This window comes from Anoxybacillus sp. FSL W8-1294, assembly GCF_037965005.1.
GTDB lineage: Bacteria > Bacillota > Bacilli > Bacillales > Anoxybacillaceae > Anoxybacillus > Anoxybacillus flavithermus_G.
On the sequence record NZ_CP150179.1, the window covers coordinates 1359313 to 1379994 of the forward strand.

Genomic DNA, 20682 nt, shown 5'->3' on the forward strand with positions numbered 1-20682 from the left:
TGCGCCATTCCATAAGCAAGGCGTAGTTTTGTCATCGTACTTCCGTATCCTGCTTTTCGTTTGTCGATGACAACAACGTCTAAATCCGTTTCACTCAAATAATAAGCACATAACGCTCCTGATCTGCCCGCTCCGACAATTAATACGTCGCATTGTATGTCGTTGTCTAGCGGTGGATACGAAGGGGGCATCAGGAAATGTCGTTGGCCAGTATAATTTTCCTGTTTGTAAATCCATCGCAACAACCACCTTTTTTATTCGTTTTAGTCTTTTTTAGATTGGCCTGCATATGTAAAAGTATGCGATAAGAGTAACACTATTTATATACTAACATAACAAAAAAACTTTCTTATTTTTGGAATATTTGATAAAATAGAACGAAACGACAATCGAAGCACGAAAAGGTAGGGATAGTGTATGAGAGTATTTCTCGATTTAATGTGGTTTTTTAAACAAGAAAAAAAAGCGTACATAATCGGCATTATATTACTTGCGATCGTTTCATTGCTTGAGCTTGTTCCCCCAAAAGTAATTGGGCACGTTGTGGATGCTGTAAAAGCAGGGGAACTGACGAAAGAAAAGCTGATTATGTGGTTAAGTTTGCTTGCAGGTGTTGCGCTTTGTATGTACGGTTGTCGTTACGTTTGGCGGACGATGATTTTTGGCTCAGCAGCAAAGCTCGCCCGGTTGTTGCGCGATCGGCTATATGAGCACTTTACGATGATGTCGCCGTCATTTTACCAAAATCGCCGCATCGGTGATTTAATGGCACATGCGACAAATGATTTACAAGCGATTCAACAAACAGCAGGTGTTGGCGTCTTGACGCTTGTTGACTCATTATGCATTGGGGGCTTTGTCATCGCGACAATGGCGTTAACAATTAGCTGGAAACTGACGCTCATTTGTTTATTGCCGATGCCGCTTATGGCGTATTTAACAAGCTATTACGGTTCTTTGCTTCATCAACGGTTCCATTATGCGCAAGAGGCATTTTCTGCTTTAAACGATAAAGTACAAGAAAGCATCGCTGGAATCAAAGTAATAAAAACGTTTGGACAAGAAAAAGAAGAAATTGAATCGTTTCGAGCGCAAGTTGATGACGTCGTTCGAAAAAATATGGCAGTTGCTCGCATTGATTCGTTGTTTGATCCAACGATTTCGCTCATTGTCGGCGTGTCGTTTTTTTTATCGATTGTTTTTGGGGCACGTTTTGTCGTTCAAGGAGAGCTAACGATTGGACAGCTCGTTTCTTTTACGATGTATTTAGGACTGCTCATTTGGCCGATGTTAGCATTTGGATGGTTGTTTAATATTGTCGAACGCGGTAGGGCTTCGTATGATCGGGTGTCATCATTGTTGCGTGAAAAATCGGATATACAAGAAGACGATGGATTGCTTGATGAAGTGCCGACAGGTGACATCACATATGACATTCGTTCCTTTACGTATCCGAATGAAACGGAACCGATATTGCAACACATTCAGTTTACGTTAAAGAAAGGGGAAACGTTAGGAATTGTCGGGAAAACAGGAGCCGGAAAGACAACGCTTTTAAAAGTGTTGCTGCGGGAGTTTGTTGGAATAGATGGAGACGTGTATTTTGGTGGATATTCGATCACGCAATATCGATTAGAACGATTGCGTGAAGCGATTGGCTATGTCCCGCAAGATCATTTTCTTTTTTCTGCTTCCATCCGAGATAATATTGCGTTCGCTCGCCCTGATGCAAGTCAAGAAGAAGTGGAACGGGTCGCTAAACTCGCTCAAGTGCATGATGATATTATGCAGTTTCCAGAAGGATATGAAACGGTCGTTGGCGAAAGAGGCGTTTCTTTATCTGGAGGACAAAAACAACGGTTGTCGATTGCTCGTGCGCTGTTGCTTAATCCAGAAGTGCTCATTTTAGATGATTCGCTATCGGCTGTAGATGCACAAACAGAGGAGCGTATTTTGCAGTCATTGAAAGAAAATCGTGCGGGAAAGACGACAATGATTGCGACACATCGGTTAAGTGCCATTCAACATGCACATCTCATTTTAGTGCTTGAAGATGGAAAAATTGTTCAACGTGGCACGCATGACGAGCTCGTTGCACAAGACGGATGGTATCGGGATATGTACGTTCGTCAACAGCTTGAACAATTTGTGGAACGTGGGGGTGCGCAATGAAATCAAATATGAATCAACGACAAGTGTTTATGCGACTGATGGGCTATACTGCACCGCATCGAAAGTCGTTGTTGTTCGCTTTTTTTCTTTTAGCGTTAACGACTGCTGGAGACGTACTTGGTCCGATCATTGTAAAAATTTTTATTGACGATTATTTAGCGCAGATGACATTTCCGCTTCGAGCAATGATCGGACTAGCGACAGCGTATATCATGATTCATATCGGAAAAGTGTTTCTTTCTTATTTTCAATTATTAAAGTTCCAAGAGATTGCATTAAAAATCATTCAACAATTGCGCATCGACGTGTTTGCGAAAGTGCAATCATTAGGAATGCGTTACTTTGATCGCACGCCAGCTGGAAGCATCGTTTCACGAGTGACAAATGATACAGAAGCCATTAAAGAAATGTTTGTTGAAGTGCTTGTCACGTTTATTCAAAGTGCTTTTTTCTTAGTCGGCGTGTTTGTCGCAATGTTTTTGCTTGATGTCCGATTAGCTGCTTTTTGTTTAGTCATTTTACCGACCATTTATTTTATTATCCGTACGTATCGGAAGTACAGTTCGGTGTTTTATAGCGATTTACGAGAATATTTAAGTCAACTCAATGCGAAATTAAATGAGTCACTTCAAGGAATGGCGATCATTCAAGCGTTCCGTCAACAAAAGCGGATGAAAGAGCAATTCGGAGTCATTAATGAAAAACATTATACGGCAGCGATGAAAAATATTAAACTAGATAGTTTATTGCTTCGTCCAGCAACAGACTTAGTTTATGTGTTTTCGCTCATTGTTGTGTTAAGTTACTTCGGTATTTCTTCTTTTCAAAGTCCAGTTGAAATTGGAGTGTTATATGCTTTTGTCAATTATTTAGAGCGTTTTTTTGAACCGATTAACCAAATGATGATGCGGCTATCGATGTTTCAACAAGCGCTCGTTGCTTCCTCACGTGTATTTCAATTGTTAGATGAACAAGAAGAAGAACCGAAACAAGCTGAAAAACCGCTCGTGATTGAAAAAGGGACGGTTGAATTTCGTAACGTATCGTTTAGTTATGATGGAAAACGGGATGTGCTAAAAAACATTTCGTTTATTGCTCGGCCTGGGGAGACCGTCGCGCTTGTCGGTCATACCGGAAGCGGAAAAAGCTCAATTATTCAACTGCTCATGCGTTTTTATGAGTTTGAACGTGGTGATATTTTGATTGATGGTCATTCGATTAAAGAGTATCCAAAGAGAGAGTTGCGGAAACATATCGGCCTTGTGCTTCAAGACCCATTTTTGTTTTATGGGACGGTACGAGATAACATTCGGCTCCATCATCAACATTTGACGGATGAACATATTGAGCAAGCTGCCAAATTCGTTCAAGCTCATGCGTTTATTGAAAAGTTGCCAAAAGGGTATGATCATCCCGTGACAGAGAGAGGGACGACGTTCTCAAGCGGCCAGCGTCAGCTCATTGCGTTTGCTCGTACAATTGCGATGAACCCAAAAATATTAGTGCTTGATGAAGCGACCGCAAACATTGATACAGAAACAGAAGAAGCAATTCAACAAGCGCTTGAAAAGATGAGAAAAGGGCGAACAACGATTGCCATCGCCCATCGCTTATCAACCATTCAGGATGCAGATCAAATTCTTGTCTTGCATCAAGGGGAGATTGTCGAGCGTGGCACTCATCAGCAATTGCTTGCAAAACGAGGATTGTATTATCGCATGTACGTATTGCAAAATGGGGTAACGGAAGATATATGTATATAAGAGAATAAGTCTGAACCGCCACGCTTTATGTGGCGGTTTCACAATGTACGATTTCGCCTAATTTCAGCACACGTAGTTGTTCGTTCGGAAAGTTGCGACGTTTCCATTCAGCATAAAGGCGATCTAACGCTTCTTTTGGTGTATCATCAGCTAGCGGGAATGTGCCATAATGCATCGGAATAAATGTTTTCGCCCGGCAATCGACAAATGCTTGAATGGCTTCTTCAGGGGTAACGTGTTGAGGCCCCATAAACCACTCGGGTTCATATGCACCAATCGGCAATAAAGCGTAATCGATATGGAAACGTTCCCCAATATCGCGAAATCCATGAAAATATCCGCTATCCCCTGCAAAATAAAACGTCGGTTTATCTTTTGCTTCAATCACCCATCCACCCCAATGGGACGTATTTGTATCAAATAACGTTCGTTTCGACCAATGTTGTGCAGGAACGAATGTGAATGAAACATCTCGTTCGACAACGGTGTCCCACCAATTGCATTCCACAACATGCTCGAACCCTCTTTTCAGAAAGGATGAACGCAACCCGCTCGGTACAAGAATGAGTGGGTTTCCTTTCAGTTTTTTAATGCTCGCAAAATGTAGGTGATCGTAGTGACTATGAGAAATTAATATGACGTCAACGGGAGGTAGATCGTCAATCGACAGAGCGGGCTCCGTTAGTCTGCGGATCGTTCCTAATCGTTTTGCCCAAACTGGATCTGTAACAATCGTCAATCCGTTTATTTGAATAATGAATGTCGCATGCCCTATCCATGTGAGTAGCGTTTGCCCCGTATTTGTATGTAGCAACGAAGGTTGAATATGTTCGCAAGGCAAAGTATATGACCAATCTTTCTTTTTTTGTCTTCTTTCCGCATACCATTTCCGCAAGTCAGCAAACGATTTCGTTGTTGGGACGCCACCTAAATTTTCATATCGCTTTCTCATTTTTTCTCCTCCGATATGGGTGTTTCTTTCAAGTATTACATTCTATATATAATCCTTTATTGTTATATAACATAATTTCATTGTTTTTTGTTCGTATTAATAAAAAATATATCTATGTTCGATTTTTGTCACTATCTATTTTATCAAAAGAAAGGCTTGCTGGTGAAAATGAAAGGCAAGAGCTTTCTATATTTGTTAAGAGATATTTTAGTAAGGGGAGTCATATTTTTTATTGTGTACATATTGATTATAATAGGTGTATGAAACAAAAGAGCGGAGACGTAATGGACAATATACGAATACATTATAGTAAAAATGATTGGAGAGAAGAATGGTGGAAGATGTTATCCATCAACATGCAGAGCAGCTGAAGCGTTGGGAAGAAAAACAGAAAGAAATTTTGCAAGAACTTATTGAAAATCAACAAAAAATTCGGCAACAAAACGCTTTATATTATAACGAAAAGGAAGAAGAGCGCATCATTGACCGATATTACGAACACATCGATCATCAAACGGATGGAAAGTTGTTATTTCAAGCGTATCACGATTTAATGAAACGGACGCATATACGTCGCATCCCGTATTTTTTAAGCAAAGATTACTATTTATACACATGGGTCGATTTGCAGCCGGATGGAACAGTAAAAAGCATTTATTCGGGGAAAAAGAAAGATCCACGTACAATTATTTTACAAGATTACGAGATCATTCAAAAGCGATATGAACAATTTGTTCAGCTTGTAAAAAAGGCAAAAAAAAGCGAACTCGATTTTAATCAAAAAATAAAATTGGTTGATCAACAATTGAAATTTAATGCCGAACATGTCGTGCCACAATCGTGGTTTGGGGCAAAGGAACCAATGAAAGGGGATTTGCATCACTTATTTGTTTGTGAACCGCGATGCAATTCTATTCGCTCGAATTTTCCGTATGCGGATTTTCCGTTTTATGAACCAGAGTCTCCTAATGAAATCGTTCAAAACGATTGTGGCGTGGCATACGGGGAACATTTTGAACCTGAACACGGAAAAGGGGCGGTGGCGCGAGCGATGCTATACTTTCTCGTTCGCTATCCACGAGCAATCAAACAGCCTTTTATTGATCAAGTCTATATTCCGCTACTTGTTCAATGGCATAAACAATTTCCTGTTACAACATATGAGAGGCATCGAAATGCGGCGATTTTTCGAATTCAAGGAAATCGCAATCCATTCATCGATAAACCAAATCTTGTTGATCAACTTTATTTTTTGATTGGACGTAAAAGTGATTAGGCGTTCGCACACATCGTTCCCTTTTTCATATGCTGTATTACAGTTTATGAAAAGGGGAAGAGGACGATGGGTGTGGAGTTAACAGCGTTACATTGGATTTACGTCTCGTTTATTTGTACCCGTGGTGCTAGTTGAGCGCTAGCGCTCAACTAGCACCACGGGTTTTTATAATTTATTTATCGGTCGGTAGCACCAAGATGCTTCTTTAATGCTTTTTGAAGAATTTGGGAGTAGTTCACGTTATGTTCTTTCGCTAGATCATCAAGCCATTTCGGGATAGTCAACGTCTTTTTAACTGCTTTGTTTTCCATTTCATGTCTAAAAGGTGGCATCCATACTTCGACGAACACAACGACTTGGTGTTTTTCTGTTTGAATTTCCGATACTTTTGAAGGCTGAGGGATTTCTTCATTTTCCTGCTCTAATCCATACAGATGCAATGCCATCGCTTCTTTTGCCATTTGAAATGCTTCTTCTTCTGTGTCTCCGCAGGTAAAGCAGCCAGGAAGATCAGGGAACTCAACAGATATCCCATCGCTACCATAATCGAAAATAGCTGGGTAAATATAACGGTCTTTTTTATGCATATATATCAACCTCCTTTAGGAGGGGCTTAGAGTAGCCCTGCCTGTTTGAGTATGCTTTTTACTGTTTTGGTGGGTAAGTCTTTCTTAGGATGAGGGATGGTGACTAACCCGGGTTTACTAGGATGTTTAAACTGATGATGACTGCCAGTCGTTCTGACTATGTACCATCCGTCTTGCTGTATCATTTTAATTAATTCTTTTGAAGAGTAACTCTTCATCCTATTTCGCGCAGGAGACTCCCACTTCAACGACCAAAGGGAGTAAGTGGGAGTGTGAGTAAAATGTTTGTGGGAGAAATTCTTAGAATTCCCCGATGAGGGGGTTGGGAACGTAGGTTCGCAATCCCCTCATCGGGGCCACCAAGCGAAGCGCGGTAGGATCCCAAGCGGGAAACATGAAAAAGGACCCTCTCCCTGGTAAGATGATCATTGTCCACACCATCAAACAGGAGGAGAGAGTCCCATGAATATTCAACAACATCTTACCACAAATTCGTTGACATGGAAAGAGATCGAACTTGATTTGTTTCGGGCCTTGCAAAACTCCTTCGCCGAGCTGTTTACGGCTCTGTTGGAGGACATCGACCGACAATTGGCGGAAACCCGGGACAAGCGCCGATACCACTTGAAAGACAAACGACGCACCACGATTCAAACCCTGTTTGGCGAAGTCACCTTTGAGCGGAACTACTATTTGGATCGAGAACAAAACCGTTACACGTTTTTGCTTGATTCCTTTTTAGCGTTTGATGGATCGCAGTCAATCAGCCCTTGTCTAGAAGAAACGGCGGTGGGATTGGCTGTGGAGTGCTCTTCCTATCGCAAAGCGGCTCATACGCTTGCCCAGATGGTCGGGTATCCGGTGATGAGCCATGAGGCGATCCGCCAGTTGGTGCTCGAAGCTGAAGCACCGCTGCACTGCCCGGTTGACCAGCGATATGGACGGGTGCTGTTTGTGGAGGCCGATGGACTGTTTGTTTCTCGCCAAGGGAAGGGAAAACGGGCCAAGGAAGACAAAATCCTGACCGTTCACGAAGGGTGGAAGCGCAACGGCTCACGGATCGAATTTGTCAATCAGCGCCATTACGTCCATGAGGGCAAGAGGGAGGTGTGGGAAGGCTTCGAGGAATTTTTGATGAACGAATATGCCTATGATCCGTGTCGGGATCTTCTTGTCATCAACGGGGACGGCGCTCCATGGATTACCGCGTGCCGGGAGTATTTCAAGGGACGGGTCTGCTTCCAATTGGATCGATTCCACGTGGCGCGTGAGTTGCGCCAATGCCTCTCGGGCCATCCACGGTGGCAGGCGATTCGGCAAAAGCTGGCGAAGCAGGATGAAGAGGGGTTGCTTGTGGAACTGAACAGCGTCCTCGGCACGCTGGGGTACGAAGCGAAAGAACAACAGCTGGCTGCCTTGATCCACCGGATCGAATCGATGCCGGGATGCATCCGTGATTACCGGGAATGGCTGAAGGAGCAAGGAGTGGACACAACGGGCATGTATCCGATGGGGAGGGCTGAAAGCGTGATGAGCCAGTTGACGTATCGGGTGAAATACCGCCGCAGTTGGACAGACAAGGGACTCAGGGCGTTTTTCAAGGCAATGATTGCCCGGATGGATGGGATTCGTCTTTTCGGACGTTGTTTAGGAGAAGAATCGTCGCAGTCGGCGGAGGAAACGGCGTCGACGGCATCCACAAAACAGACGATCGTGAACAAGGCGAAACAACGCGTCCGCCGTCTTCTTCCGGAGGTAACGCGGAATAACGTGCCATATTTACAGCAATCGTCCGGGACACCGATCTATCATGCCCTGTCTGAACTCAAGGCATGGTAAAAAAAGGTATACATATCGGTCTGTCATGGCAAGGGATGAGAGTCCGAAAGCGCTTACGGATGGGATTCAAAAAAATGGTTCGCTAACCTATGACTCACATCTGTTTTCAGCAAATCAAAAAAGTTCCCACAAAGTCTTGACTGACTCATGAACGGTTTGGTGGATTCCGTTTCGTATGAAGAGTGGTATAATAGACACATCAAAGGGAATACACTGGAGATAAGGAATCCTGGACAGTACTCCAAGCAATATCTTCAAAAAATGAATGATACCTTTAAATATTTTAAAAATGAAGGATTTTCCTTTAAAGAACATGCTGTGAATCGTGTGCTGGGTCAAAAACAAAGCAAAGGAAAAAGAAAATTTACAAAAGAAGATGTTTTAGATGTACTCAAGACAGGTAAAAAATATCATCAGGCAGAAGGGAACAAAACGGTGTATTTTAAAGACGGTATTGCTGTCATACAAGCTAATGATACTGGCGAGATTGTTAGTATTGTTACTAGAAAGAAACCAAAAAAAGATTGGAGGGAAATCGATGGATGATTTGTTGTGGTGCATCGAAGGCTATCTTGAAGGAAATTTGTCTCCAGAGCAATTTTCTTATGATTTTCCTGCTATGTATGCTTCATATTTCGATAATGCAGATTTAGATGAAAAATATATCGATGCGTTTGATGATATTTCGGAAGCGTGCGGTTGGTACGAACCGGATCCGATTCATAGGCAAGACTATAGTGACTACATTGGAGAAGAAGAGTTGAAACAAGTGGTGCAAAAAAAATATCAAGTGATTAAGAATTTGCTAGATAAAAGCACCTAACCAAACAAAACGGTTATGTGCTTTTTTATTTCCTCTTGTCTTTTTAGCATTTGTAGACGTTAAAGAACAAAGCGGTTCGTGGCCGTAACCACGTAAAAAAACGTAACCAGAGGAGGAGTAAACATGAAACGTGAATTTCTCGAAAGCTTAGGTCTTGAAAAAGACGTCATTGACAAAATTATGGCCGAACACGGGAAGTCGGTAGAAGCGCAAAAAGCGAAAGTAGACGACTTAAAAACAAGTCTCGACGACATGAAAAAGCAGCTAGAACAACGCGACAACGAATTAAAACAACTCAAGAAGCAAGCAGAAGGAAATGAAGAACTTCAAACGAAGCTTGCGGACTTAGAGAAGCAATATAAAGAAGAGAAGGCGGCATATGAAGCGAAAATCAAAGAAACGCAACTCAACAGCGCGATTAAACTCGCGATCAACGGAAAAGTGCATGACGCCGATTTAGTTGCTTCGCTTCTCGATAAAAATGCAATTGAATTAGACGAAAACGGCAACATCACAAAAGGACTGGAGGAGCAGTTAAAGACGCTGCAGGAAACCAAGTCCTTTTTATTTGTACCTGAAAACAGCAATCAACCAAAAATTACAGGTATTAAACCGGCAGAGGGTAGTCCGACTGGTGGGGATCCAGACGATCCGTTTTTAGCTGGATTTAATTCAATCTAATGGATACAGGAGGTAATGAGTAATGCCAATTAATTATGCAGAGAAGTATGCTCCATATGTAGATGAACGTTTTAAAAAGCAATCTCTTTCGAATGGAGCTGTTAACCAAGATTTAGAATGGGTTGGAGTCGAAACGGTGAAAGTCAGGCGTGTTGATTAACCAATAATATCCATAAAAAACATAGAAAAAAGAGCACCTTTCCTGTAGAATGTAAGTAACAACACAAACAAACCTAGGAGGTGCTCTCTATGCACAAGCATACCACACTCCCAAATTTGATGCAAAAAATTGTTTCTGATGAAGATCTCCAGTCGATTACCGAAGCCGTTGGCTACCATGACACTTCGCGGACGTTTACGGTGCGCACGTTGGTTGATTTTTTTCTGCTGGCGGCACTTCACGAATGGAAAAGTTTCCGTCATGGTGCCGATGTGGCGAAAATGTACGGATTGCCGACGTTTCATTACTCGACGGTTTCTAAGAAAGCGAAAGAAGTTCCGTACGAGGTGATGAAGCGCTTATTTGCTTTGGTTGTTTCTAAGTGCAATCGCCAAACCCGCCGTTCGCTTCGCTTTCCAAAAGCATTGCGTATAGTAGACTCCACGACCGTCACCGTGGGGAAAAACCGCCTGACATGGGCACCCTATCATGGGGAACGATCCGGAGTGAAAATGCACGTCGCGTATTCCCCTGAGCAACAAATGCCGAGCGACATCGTAGAAACCGTAGGGTTGCGCCACGATGGACCGGTGGGAGAGCGGCTCACAGACGTACAAACGGTTCTTGTCGAAGATCGAGCGTACTTTAAAATTGAACGCCTCGATCGGTTTGTCGAACAGAAGCAACCGTTTGTGATTCGGATGAAAGACAATGTCGAGATCCATCAAAAAAAGAGCCTAAAGCGCCTTTCTTCCTCCTCTTCTTCTATTGTGGCGGATTTTACTTGCCAGTTAGGAACGAAACAATGTCGTTCCAAAAAGCGCCATCGCGTCGTGATCTTTCAGGATGCGAACGGGCATGAAATCCGTGTGGTCACGAACGTCTTAGAGGCATCGGCGGAAAAGATTGCCGAGATGTATCAAGAACGTTGGACAGTGGAAGTGTTTTTCCGATGGATCAAGCAATATCTAAACGTTCCGACCTTATTTGGCACCAACGAGCATGCGGTATACAACCAACTTTTTGCGGCATTTATCGCTTATGTGTTACTGAGATGGCTATATCATCGAACGGAAAAACGGACAACCTCGTCCCTTACCTTTCTTTCGTTTGTCCGTCGTTTTTTCTCTGGGCAACTTCCTCTCGAATGGAAATCCGAGATGGCAGCTGTCTTATTTGAGTATGCCCGAATATATGGGAGGAGTATGCCTAATTTTGGATAATCAACAGCCGTGATTTTTCTTGTTAGTGTTGTCGTATTTGGGATGACGACGGAACCGCCAGCAAAAACAACTACAGCTGAACCTCGAAAAGAAAAAGTGGAGAAGGTAGAAGAGGATAAGCAAAAAAAGGAGTCGGCTGAGGATGTTAAAAAGAAAGAGGATAAGGCAGCTAATACACAGCAGAAAGAATCCAAGGCTAATGAAGTGAAGAAAGAGGAAACGCCGAAGAAAACAGACGCTGAGCAAAAAGAGAAGACGGTCGATCAAATTGTTAAAGCGATCATTTATGATGAAGTAGGAAAGAAAACGAATATGGGTGAGAAGCGTATTATTGAGTTACAGGTAAACGACAACATGGGAACAGATGACACAAATGATAAAATTGTAATTGCAAAACTGTATGCTGACGATGGATTTTCTAATGATAGTATTCGAAAAAAAATTCTAATGAATTCTAAAGATTTGTTTGAAACGTTGTTTAAACGAAAAGAAATCAGCGAAGTCGTGTTGCTGTGGCAATTTTCAATGGTTGACGCATATGGAAAAGAGTCAGTTGACACGATTTTAAAGGTTGGTCTCGATCATGAGACAGCAGACAAGATAAATTGGAAAAACTTTGATTACAATAACTTTGAATTAGTAGCTACACAATACTATACTCATCCTGCTCTACTTAAAGAATAGGCTTACTCCATGGGAACCCTGCCTTTTGGCAGGGGGTTTTTTTGTTTTTATGACATGTTTCGACATTTTTCATGATGGTTGTCTGATATGATAATAAACAAAAAATAACTAGGGGGATCAAAAATGTACGTTGTGGATAGTGTTGGTAGAGTCACTTATCCATCTAACTTTGCAAATAATTTATGGAGTGGGCAAACGCTAAAAAGAGGTGATCGAAATGATTATGTGAAAACGCTGCAATCTTGGCTTTACAAAGCCGGATTTAACCCTGGGGGAATTGATGGAGTTTATGGAGCAAATACAGAGAAGGCTGTGAAGGAATTTCAGAAGAAGGTTGGAATCACGACCGATGGAATTGCGGGGAAACAAACGTACCAAGCTCTACAAGAGTATGTGAGAACACAAACAACAGTGTCCCGATCAAACTCATCAGGTAGCGATGATCATTGGACAGGTCAGACGCTTAGAGAAGGAAGCAAAGGAGAGGCTGTAAAGGAATTACAAAGAATGTTAAATTCGGCAGGATATAATGTTAAAGTGGATGGTGTATATGGTTCCGAGACAGAGGGAGCTGTAAGAAGTTTTCAAAAATCAGTTGGTATATCTGTTGATGGTGTAGCCGGGGCGCAAACTTATAGAAGTCTAAAGTCTTATATCTCATCAAAAGCTAATAAGGGCGTAACAGTTGATATATCTAAAGAAGCACAAAGACTTCAAAAAGAGGCAGAGGAAAAGAAGAAACAGGAATTAGCTAAGTCACTAATGGATGTGGTCACCGATTTTGTTCCTGTTGTTGGTCAATTTAAAGACGCATATAATCTTGTCAATACTTTATTTAATCCTAATGCTACTGCTAAAGAAGTTGGATTAGCATTATTTGCATTCATACCTGTTATTGGAGACTTAAAAGACTTAAAAAATATTGGGAAAGCAGTCGATGTAATCAAAACGACGGTAAAAAAAGGAACAGATAAAATTGATGATGCTGCAGTCAAATTCATTTCAGATAAAATAAACAATATTGACGCAGGAACATTATTAAATTATTCTGAAGATAAAGGTCATACAATTCTAAAACATGTTTCTTTAAAAGATAATGAATTAATTGATCGTATGAAATCAGAAAGAAAAGACGTAAGTACTTATACTAATAAAACTACTGCCAATAATGTGATTGAACTAACAATAAAAGCGAATGCTGATAAAATTGCTGGTTGGCTGTTAAACTCCGAAAGTACAACATTAAGTCTAAATTATAAATATAAACATCCGGTGGGAAGAGGAGTTAAAAAGGGTGCAAATAAAATTGATTATGACCTAAGAAATACTTTCACATTATTAAAAAGAGATCCTAATTCTCCATATGGTTTTTATATTGTTACATCTTATCCGAAGTGGTGATGAATATGATGGAAATTGAGAGAAAATTTAAGACGCTTAAATACTTTGTAGACGGATATTATAATCAATCAATCGATGATCATGAATTTGACGACATGATTAGAGAATTTAGAGACGAAGAACCAGAGAGTTTGGTTAACGCATTAAGAGCTGAATTAGCTGAATTACAAAAACTAATAGACAATGGGGATAGAGAAACATTTAAAAAAGTAGAGATTTTATTGCATGATAATAGTTTACGATATATTGAGTTTGAAGATGGTCAAGCGTTTATTAATCGTGTTTTAAATGTTCTGGATAATAAAAACTAAAATATCCTTACCCAATTTAATTAAAAAAGGCGGAATATGAGCAACGAAAAGAAGGCGGAGTGATCCGCCCTTTTTATTGTTTATTTTGTTGTCTCTCGGTGTAGCGATGGCGATGAATTTATTCGGCCACGGCATTGCGCTATCAGGTGATTTTATTATTCAAGGGGCTCCGAAATTAACAGCAGATGCAGCTGGTATTCCGGTGTCTGAAGTCATCTCAGCAAGCATTCCCCTCGTTTTTATCATGGGGATCGTCACCGTGACAACCGCATTTTTCTTATTGCGTCGAGATGTAAAAAAAGGTAACATTCCACAAAGCGAAGCCGTTTCGATCGAAGAAAACGAAGTGCAGTCTCACTTATTAACGAGAGGGATGAAAACAACATTTGCGTTTCTCATCCCCATTTTATTTGGATTAGATGTTGTAGCGATGTACTATTTTCAATTGCAAGGTGGAGATGCAACGGCATTAATTGGTGGAACAGCGATTTTCATTTTATCTCTTTTATCAGTCGTTGCATATAAAAAGAAAAGTTTAGAACAAATTACAGATTTGTTCATTCAAGGATTTCAATTTGGGTTTAAAGTGTTCGGTCCGGTCATTCCGATTGCGGCGTTCTTTTATTTAGGAGATTCGGGATTCCAAGCGATTATTGGAGAGTTTTTACCAAAACAATCGCATGGCATTGTCAATGATTTAGGTGTTGCTCTATCTAGTGTTGTTCCATTAAGCAAAGAAGTAGGAGCAGTTACGTTAGCGGGAGTAGGAGCGATTACCGGATTGGATGGATCAGGTTTTTCAGGCATTTCTCTTGTTGGTTCTATTGCCAAATTGTTTGCAACGGCAATCGGAACAGGAATTGCTACATTAACAGCACTTGGTCAAATTGCAGCCATTTGGGTTGGTGGAGGAACATTAGTGCCTTGGGCGCTTATTCCGGCGGCAGCCATTTGTGGCGTGAGTCCATTTGAATTAGCAAGACGAAATGTTGTGCCGGTTATTACAGGATTGATTGTCACGACAATTGTCGCCATGTTTCTTATTTAATTCAAGAGAGTGTCTCTATGGAGGCACTCTTTTTTATGTTATAAAACATAACATAAAAATAAAAAAATTTTCGAAAAACTGTTGCATTTCCTTCTGTTTATGTAATATATTATAACCATAAATGTTATAAAAAATAACATAAGGGAGAGATGGGAATGAATGAGGCACAGTTGAGTTTGGCGCTTGATTCACTTTGGGTTATGTTAGGAGCGATTTTAGTCATTGGAATGCAAGTCGGATTTGCTTTGTTAGAAGCTGGGTCAACACGAATGAAAAACGCAGGTCATGTCGCTGGAAAACAAATATTAAGTTTTGCGATTGCATCACTTGCGTTTTGGGCAGCAGGTTTCGCAATTACATTCGGAAAAGGGAATGGATTCATTGGCACAGAAGGATGGTTTTTAAAGGAAGGAAAAGAGACGTTTTCTTCTCTTTCGTGGGCAAATGTTCCACTTGAGTTGAAATTTCTATTTCAACTTGCCTTTGTTGGTGTATCTTTAGCGATCGCGTGGGGAGGATTTGCTGAGCGAGCAAAACTATCTGTTTACTTCATTTTTGGAACGATTTTCACGATCGCCATTTATCCAGTCATCGGTCATTGGGTATGGGGAGGCGGTTGGCTTGGAGAAATGGGAATGCAAGATTTCGCGGGCTCGACGGTTGTCCATTTACAAGGAGCGATTGCAGCACTCATTGCGACAATGTTGTTAGGGCCGCGCATTGGCAAGTTTAATAAAGATGGGACACCGAATTACATCCCAGGACACAATCAAGTATACACAGTCATTGGTGGCTTCGTATTATGGGTCGGTTGGTTTGGGTTTAATGCGGGAAGCACAATGGGAACTGCAGATGGATTTTTCAGTTATGTAGCGTTAACGACAAATATTGCGGCAGCAGCTGGAGCAATTGCTTCAATTTTGACAGCAAAGTGGCTTGTTGGAAAAGCGGATATTCCAGCCATGGTTAACGGTGTATTAGCAGCTCTCGTTGCGATTACAGCAGCATGTGCATTTGTTGAGCCATGGGCAGCTGCAGTCATTGGTGCCGTTGCGGGATCGTTTACATTTTGGACGTCTGTATATTTTGAGCGAAAAGGCATTGACGATCCGATTTACGCGTTTTCAGTTCATGGTATCGCCGGTATTGTTGGTACGATTTCAACGGGCTTTTTTGCTTCACCACGTTTAGTAGAGATCACAGGAATTGGAAAACCGGGATTGTTTTATGGTGGAGGAACTGATCAACTTATCGTTCAAACAGTCGGCGTTTTAGGTGCAGCGTTGTACGTGGCGATTGTCTCATTTATTGTTTTATATACTTTAAAAAAGACGATCGGCTTACGAGTGACGCCTGAACAAGAAATTTCTGGACTTGATATTAGTGAGCATGGTTCATATGGGTATCCAGAACAATTAGATCCAGCTTATAAACAAACGACAACAGTCGTTTCATCTCGTTCGTCATGAAGATGGTGATGTCATGAATAATTTTGAAGCAATCATCGTTCGAGCGGAACAATGCAACAATATGTCAGAATTGAAGCAACTTCACGATGAAGTTGCTTTTCTCCTCTCCTCTTTTTCAATTTCTTTTTCCTGTATATTTGAAGTATACGATATGCTTTGTATGTGCCACGATGCATTCATGAAACAGGCGCTGTCGTTAGCTGAACGGGAGGTTGATCGAAAAGGAATTGGCAAAAAGCCCTCGTCTTTTTGTTGGTTTGTGATGGGGAGCAGCGGACGGAAGGAGCCGACCATTTGGACAGATCAAGATAACGGAGTAATTTTTTCATGCTTTTGCAATGAAAAAGAAGAATGCTACGTATATATGCGTGAGTATGCGCGCGTTGGTGTTCTTTTTTTGAATGAAATAGGGTATCCGTATTGTAGTGGGTATGTGATGGCAACAAATAGAAGATGGCTAAAAGAAGCAGATGATTGGAATGAACAAATTGATAAATATGTAGCAAACGAACATATAGATGATATTCGTTATTTATCTATGTTAGCTGATATGCGGCCAATTTACGGCGAGTATGCACTTGCTAATCAGCTGAAAACGACATTGTATAAAAAGATTGCGGCGACTTTTTCTTTACGTAGTCGAATGATTGATAGCGTTCGTATTCCCATTGTGCCGATTGGACCTTTTGGACGGGTGTACGTCGAACGTTGGGGGGAGAAAAGCGGCATGGTTGATATAAAGCAAGGGGGATATGTTCAGCTCAGTTATATGTTAAAATGGGTTGCCGTTCAAAAACAATTTATTGATGCGCATTCAACATTTGAGCGATTAACGCGTTGGTATGATGAAAATGGTTGTTCACAACAGCAATTTGAACGCATAAAAGAGGCACTTGAGACGTTTTTATATTTCCGTTTACGTTGTTCGTTAGAAGGAACTAATTTAGTCATCCATCATTTATCGAAAGAAGAAAAAAAGCGACTAAAAAGAGCGCTAGCAGTAGCTAAACGAGTACAACGTGATGCAAGGAAGTGGGTGTGATTGATGGAGCGACCGTTTCAATGGATCAGTCGCATACTATCGCTTGGTCTTCGATACGATCAAGCAACAGCGGTCGGTCCAGCTTTTCAACAAGAGGCGTGGATTCGAAAAATAATGAAAGAAGCAAAGAAGCATACGTATTCGCTCGAAACGCCGCTTTCTGACGTGACGTTTATTTTATTAGATACAGAGACAACAGGTTTTTCTCCACAAAGGGGAGATGAAATTTTTTCACTTGCAGCCTTAAAAACAAAAAACGGTGACCCGCTTGATTTATATTGTTCCAACTTCCGACCAAAACGCCGCATTCCCGAACATGTTGAGGTGCTTACAGGGATAACAAACGACGATGTTGCATGCGCTCCGTTATTAGAGGAGGAAATTCATCATATTCTTTCTTTTTTGAACCATGGCATTTTACTCGGTTATCATATTCAGCATGATGTGGCGTTTTTAAATGAATTTTTATCACGAAATTATCGTACAGTTTTACAACAAACAACAATAGAAATGAGAAAAATTATGGAATGTATATATCACGACTCATTTCCGACGCTTGATGATGCTCTTTCATTTTATCATCTCACTCCGATTGATCGTCATACAGCAAAAGGAGATGTCATGAGTTTATTTGAAATGTGGAAGCGAGTGTTTATAGAGTTGCAACAGTTACAAATTGATACGTTGCACGACTTATATACATTACTTAGTCAATGTTCGTAAACGAGCGTTGACTTTTTTTGTGAAAAACTATACAATTTGATTAACTTATATGAGCATATATTCATATATTGAAAGAGAGGGGATCGTATGGAACATCAATATGAGCAGTTAGATGAAGAAACGCTTTTCATCGTATCACAAACATTTAAAGCGTTAAGTGACCCGACGCGTATTCGTATTTTACATTTGCTTTCATCTGGCGAGTTTTCAGTAACTGAAATTGCGAATCGGTTGTCACTTTTACAATCGACTGTATCCCACCAACTTCGATTTTTGAAAAACTTACGTCTCGTTAAATATCGGAGGGAAGGAACGACACTATATTATTCGCATGATGATGAACATGTTTTGCACATTCTTGAACAAACGATTCGCCATGCGCGCGATCATTAGGGGGGAATCAAATGAAAGAGTATGAAATCAAAGGATTAACATGCGCTAATTGTGCGCGGGCATTAGAAGAACAAATTCAGTCACTTCCATATGGCGACGGAGCAACGTTGAACTATAATAGCGGAAAATTACGCGTACATGAACGCATCGATTTAGAAAAAGTACGGACGATTTTAGCAACAGATGGGGCATATATAGCAGACGATGAACAGACGCAAAAAAAACGAAATCCGCTCCTCTATCTCGTAGGTGCCTCTCTTGTTCTTTTTTTGATGGCGCTTGTGCTTGAGCATTTGGACATAGATAGTGCGAGCATTGTTATTTATATGACTGCGATAGCACTGAGCGGATATAAAACATTTGTTAAAGGATTAAAAAATATCATTCGTTTTCGTTTTAATATGGATACGTTAATGACGATTGCACTAATTGGCGCATTTGGAATTGGTGAATGGAAAGAAGCCGCTGTCGTTGCTATTTTATTTGGTATTAACGAATATTTAGAAGGACTAGGGATGGAACGAGCGCGTCGCTCGCTTGATATGCTGCTGAAACAAGCGCCAAAAGAAGCACTTCTTATATCGAACGGAAACATGCGTGTCGTTTCCATTGATTCGCTACAAGTTGGCGATGTGGTGGTTGTTCGCCCTGGCGAAAAAATTCCCTCAGACGGTGTCGTTATTGAGGGGAAAAGCTCTGTGAATGAAGCAGCGATTACAGGCGAAGCCATGCCGATCGAAAAAGAATTAGGAATGAACGTGTACGGCGGAAGTATAAATAACGAAGGGGTGTTACACGTTCAAATTACAAAACAATATAAAGACAGCTCTTTGGCGAAAATTTTACATCTTGTACAAGAAGCGCAAGAAACAAAAACACCACTTGAATTGTTTATTCATCGTTTTGCAAAATATTATACTCCCTTTATTATGATTGTTTCGTTATTCGTCATGCTCGTTCCACCGTTATGGTTTGAAGCGTCTTGGCATGATTCGTTATATCAAGGGTTAGCTGTATTAATTGTCGGATGTCCTTGCGCCCTTATTTTATCTTCCCCAATCGCTTTATTAGCTGGCATGACGCGCAACGCGAAGAACGGCGTGTTAGTGAAAGGTGGCGTTCATTTAGAAACGCTTGGACGCGTACGTACGATTGCTTTTGATAAAACAGGAACGATAACAAAAGGAAAGCCACACGTAACAAATGTGATTGCATATAGCGATGAAAATGAACTGCTTTATATTGCTGCGTCTTTAGAAAGTGTATCTTCCCATCCGCTTGCACAGGCCATTGTCCAAAAAGCAAAGCAACACCATATTGCATACAAACAACCAGAACAAGTCGAAACACGAACAGGAAGCGGTATGGAAGGAAAAGTCGATGGGATATGGTATCGTATCGGAAACGAAAGAATGTTTGATCACCAATTGTTTACCGAACAAATTCAACAAGATGCAGAAAAGTTAAAATGTGAAGGGCGTACGATTGTTTTTGTCGCAGATGAACAACGTATACTTGGTTTATTTGGTATCGCTGATGAAATACGTGAAGAGAGTAAAAAGATCATTCAGCAACTACACCGTATTGGTATTCGGCGCACGGTCATGTTAACAGGAGATCACGAAAAAACAGCTAAACAGGTTGCTAAACAAGTTGGAGTGACACATACATTCGCAAAACTTCTTCCGGAACAAAAAGTAGAAAAAATAAAGGAGTTAATGAAAACAGATATAGTGGCAATGGTAGGAGATGGAATGAATGACGCCCCTGCCCTTGCTCATGCTCACGTTGGGATCGCGATGGGGAAAGGAACAGATAGCGCCATTGAAACTGCTGATGTCGTGCTTATGCAAGATCATCTCGAGAAATTGCCAGAGGCGATTGTTATTGCCCGGCGTGTAAATCGCACCATTCGTTTAAATATCGCAATTGCCCTTTTGTTAAAGGCAACGGCGCTACTATTAACCATTCCAGGTTGGTTAACATTATGGATCGCCATTTTATCGGATATGGGGGCAACGATTTTCGTTAGCATACTGAGCTTATTCATTTTATGGGAAAAGCGCACGATTTAAAGTTGTGCGCTTTTTTAAAAAAAGGATATTATTCAGAAATATTAGAAACGTTGTTGATTT

General features: G+C 41.0%; 20 protein-coding genes and 2 pseudogenes. 18 read left to right on the forward strand and 4 right to left on the reverse strand.

From position 1 onward, the window contains the following. Positions 1-29: 29 nt before the first annotated feature. Positions 30-237: pseudogene (locus tag NSQ23_RS07210) on the reverse strand (FAD-dependent oxidoreductase); the annotation flags it as partial. Between the two features lie 180 nt (positions 238-417). Here NSQ23_RS07210 and NSQ23_RS07215 point away from each other — a divergent pair. Both NSQ23_RS07215 and NSQ23_RS07220 read left to right on the forward strand, forming a co-directional pair. Continuing rightward, positions 418-2172 (forward strand): ABC transporter transmembrane domain-containing protein, encoded by a 1755-nt coding sequence (locus NSQ23_RS07215; protein WP_004890216.1) that lies wholly within the window; start codon positions 418-420, stop codon positions 2170-2172. Then, positions 2169-3935: an ABC transporter transmembrane domain-containing protein gene (locus tag NSQ23_RS07220; protein WP_004890217.1), complete on the forward strand. Its 1767-nt coding sequence runs from the start codon at positions 2169-2171 to the stop codon at positions 3933-3935. The genes NSQ23_RS07215 and NSQ23_RS07220 overlap by 4 nt, the downstream gene beginning before the upstream one ends. A 25-nt stretch (positions 3936-3960) precedes the next feature. Here NSQ23_RS07220 and NSQ23_RS07225 read toward each other — a convergent pair whose 3' ends face one another. Continuing rightward, the gene (locus NSQ23_RS07225) at positions 3961-4887 is read right to left on the reverse strand and encodes an MBL fold metallo-hydrolase (protein ID WP_004890221.1); all 927 of its coding nucleotides are present in this window, start codon (positions 4885-4887) and stop codon (positions 3961-3963) included. Between the two features lie 331 nt (positions 4888-5218). Between NSQ23_RS07225 and NSQ23_RS07230 the strand changes: the two genes are divergently transcribed. Next, positions 5219-6163 (forward strand): endonuclease, encoded by a 945-nt coding sequence (locus NSQ23_RS07230; RefSeq protein ID WP_339174035.1) that lies wholly within the window; start codon positions 5219-5221, stop codon positions 6161-6163. A gap of 176 nt (positions 6164-6339) precedes the next feature. Here the strand turns inward: NSQ23_RS07230 and NSQ23_RS07235 are convergent, their stop codons facing one another. Further along, on the reverse strand, positions 6340-6750 hold the full coding sequence (locus NSQ23_RS07235; protein WP_339174040.1) for a type II toxin-antitoxin system HicB family antitoxin: 411 nt from the start codon (positions 6748-6750) through the stop codon (positions 6340-6342). Between the two features lie 26 nt (positions 6751-6776). Next, positions 6777-6968, reverse strand: a complete 192-nt coding sequence (locus NSQ23_RS07240; RefSeq protein ID WP_064220537.1) for a type II toxin-antitoxin system HicA family toxin — start codon at positions 6966-6968, stop codon at positions 6777-6779. 244 nt (positions 6969-7212) lie between these two features. On the opposite strand from NSQ23_RS07240, the gene NSQ23_RS07245 reads away from it, so the two are divergent. The 15 genes and pseudogenes from NSQ23_RS07245 to NSQ23_RS07315 all read left to right on the forward strand — a co-directional run bounded on the left by NSQ23_RS07245 (position 7213) and on the right by NSQ23_RS07315 (position 20622). Further along, positions 7213-8589: an ISLre2 family transposase gene (locus NSQ23_RS07245; protein WP_339174045.1), complete on the forward strand. Its 1377-nt coding sequence runs from the start codon at positions 7213-7215 to the stop codon at positions 8587-8589. A gap of 147 nt (positions 8590-8736) precedes the next feature. Next, a complete protein-coding gene (locus NSQ23_RS07250) occupies positions 8737-9135 on the forward strand; it encodes a hypothetical protein (RefSeq protein ID WP_339174048.1) in 399 nt (132 codons plus the stop codon). Next, positions 9128-9412: a hypothetical protein gene (locus NSQ23_RS07255; RefSeq protein ID WP_171699958.1), complete on the forward strand. Its 285-nt coding sequence runs from the start codon at positions 9128-9130 to the stop codon at positions 9410-9412. The genes NSQ23_RS07250 and NSQ23_RS07255 overlap by 8 nt, the downstream gene beginning before the upstream one ends. A 123-nt stretch (positions 9413-9535) precedes the next feature. Further along, positions 9536-10093, forward strand: coding sequence for a phage scaffolding protein (locus NSQ23_RS07260; protein WP_339174053.1), 558 nt, complete (start codon positions 9536-9538; stop codon positions 10091-10093). A gap of 22 nt (positions 10094-10115) precedes the next feature. Then, entirely contained in the window at positions 10116-10253 is a 138-nt protein-coding gene (locus NSQ23_RS07265; protein ID WP_339174055.1) for a hypothetical protein, read from the forward strand. 89 nt (positions 10254-10342) lie between these two features. Beyond that, positions 10343-11476 (forward strand): IS4 family transposase, encoded by a 1134-nt coding sequence (locus NSQ23_RS07270; RefSeq protein WP_088223289.1) that lies wholly within the window; start codon positions 10343-10345, stop codon positions 11474-11476. A 42-nt stretch (positions 11477-11518) separates the two neighbouring features. After that, positions 11519-12160 carry a hypothetical protein gene (locus tag NSQ23_RS07275; RefSeq protein ID WP_091704610.1) on the forward strand — a complete coding sequence of 214 codons (642 nt, stop codon included), beginning with the start codon at positions 11519-11521 and terminating at the stop codon, positions 12158-12160. 123 nt (positions 12161-12283) lie between these two features. Beyond that, entirely contained in the window at positions 12284-13561 is a 1278-nt protein-coding gene (locus tag NSQ23_RS07280; protein WP_339174057.1) for a peptidoglycan-binding protein, read from the forward strand. Between the two features lie 5 nt (positions 13562-13566). Then, complete coding sequence (locus NSQ23_RS07285) at positions 13567-13872, forward strand: contact-dependent growth inhibition system immunity protein (RefSeq protein WP_019417960.1); 306 nt, start codon at positions 13567-13569, stop codon at positions 13870-13872. A 91-nt stretch (positions 13873-13963) separates the two neighbouring features. After that, positions 13964-14920 (forward strand): annotated as a pseudogene (locus NSQ23_RS07290) (hypothetical protein); the annotation flags it as partial. A gap of 155 nt (positions 14921-15075) precedes the next feature. Then, the gene (locus NSQ23_RS07295; RefSeq protein ID WP_339174062.1) at positions 15076-16389 is read left to right on the forward strand and encodes an ammonium transporter; all 1314 of its coding nucleotides are present in this window, start codon (positions 15076-15078) and stop codon (positions 16387-16389) included. Positions 16390-16402: 13 nt separating this feature from the next. Further along, a complete protein-coding gene (locus NSQ23_RS07300) occupies positions 16403-17431 on the forward strand; it encodes a DUF294 nucleotidyltransferase-like domain-containing protein (protein WP_339174065.1) in 1029 nt (342 codons plus the stop codon). A 3-nt stretch (positions 17432-17434) separates the two neighbouring features. Continuing rightward, positions 17435-18154, forward strand: a complete 720-nt coding sequence (locus NSQ23_RS07305) for an exonuclease domain-containing protein (RefSeq protein ID WP_004890245.1) — start codon at positions 17435-17437, stop codon at positions 18152-18154. An 87-nt stretch (positions 18155-18241) separates the two neighbouring features. Continuing rightward, positions 18242-18547 carry a metalloregulator ArsR/SmtB family transcription factor gene (locus NSQ23_RS07310; RefSeq protein ID WP_004890247.1) on the forward strand — a complete coding sequence of 102 codons (306 nt, stop codon included), beginning with the start codon at positions 18242-18244 and terminating at the stop codon, positions 18545-18547. A gap of 11 nt (positions 18548-18558) precedes the next feature. Beyond that, a complete protein-coding gene (locus NSQ23_RS07315) occupies positions 18559-20622 on the forward strand; it encodes a cation-translocating P-type ATPase (RefSeq protein WP_064220764.1) in 2064 nt (687 codons plus the stop codon). The last annotated feature ends 60 nt before the right edge of the window (positions 20623-20682 follow it).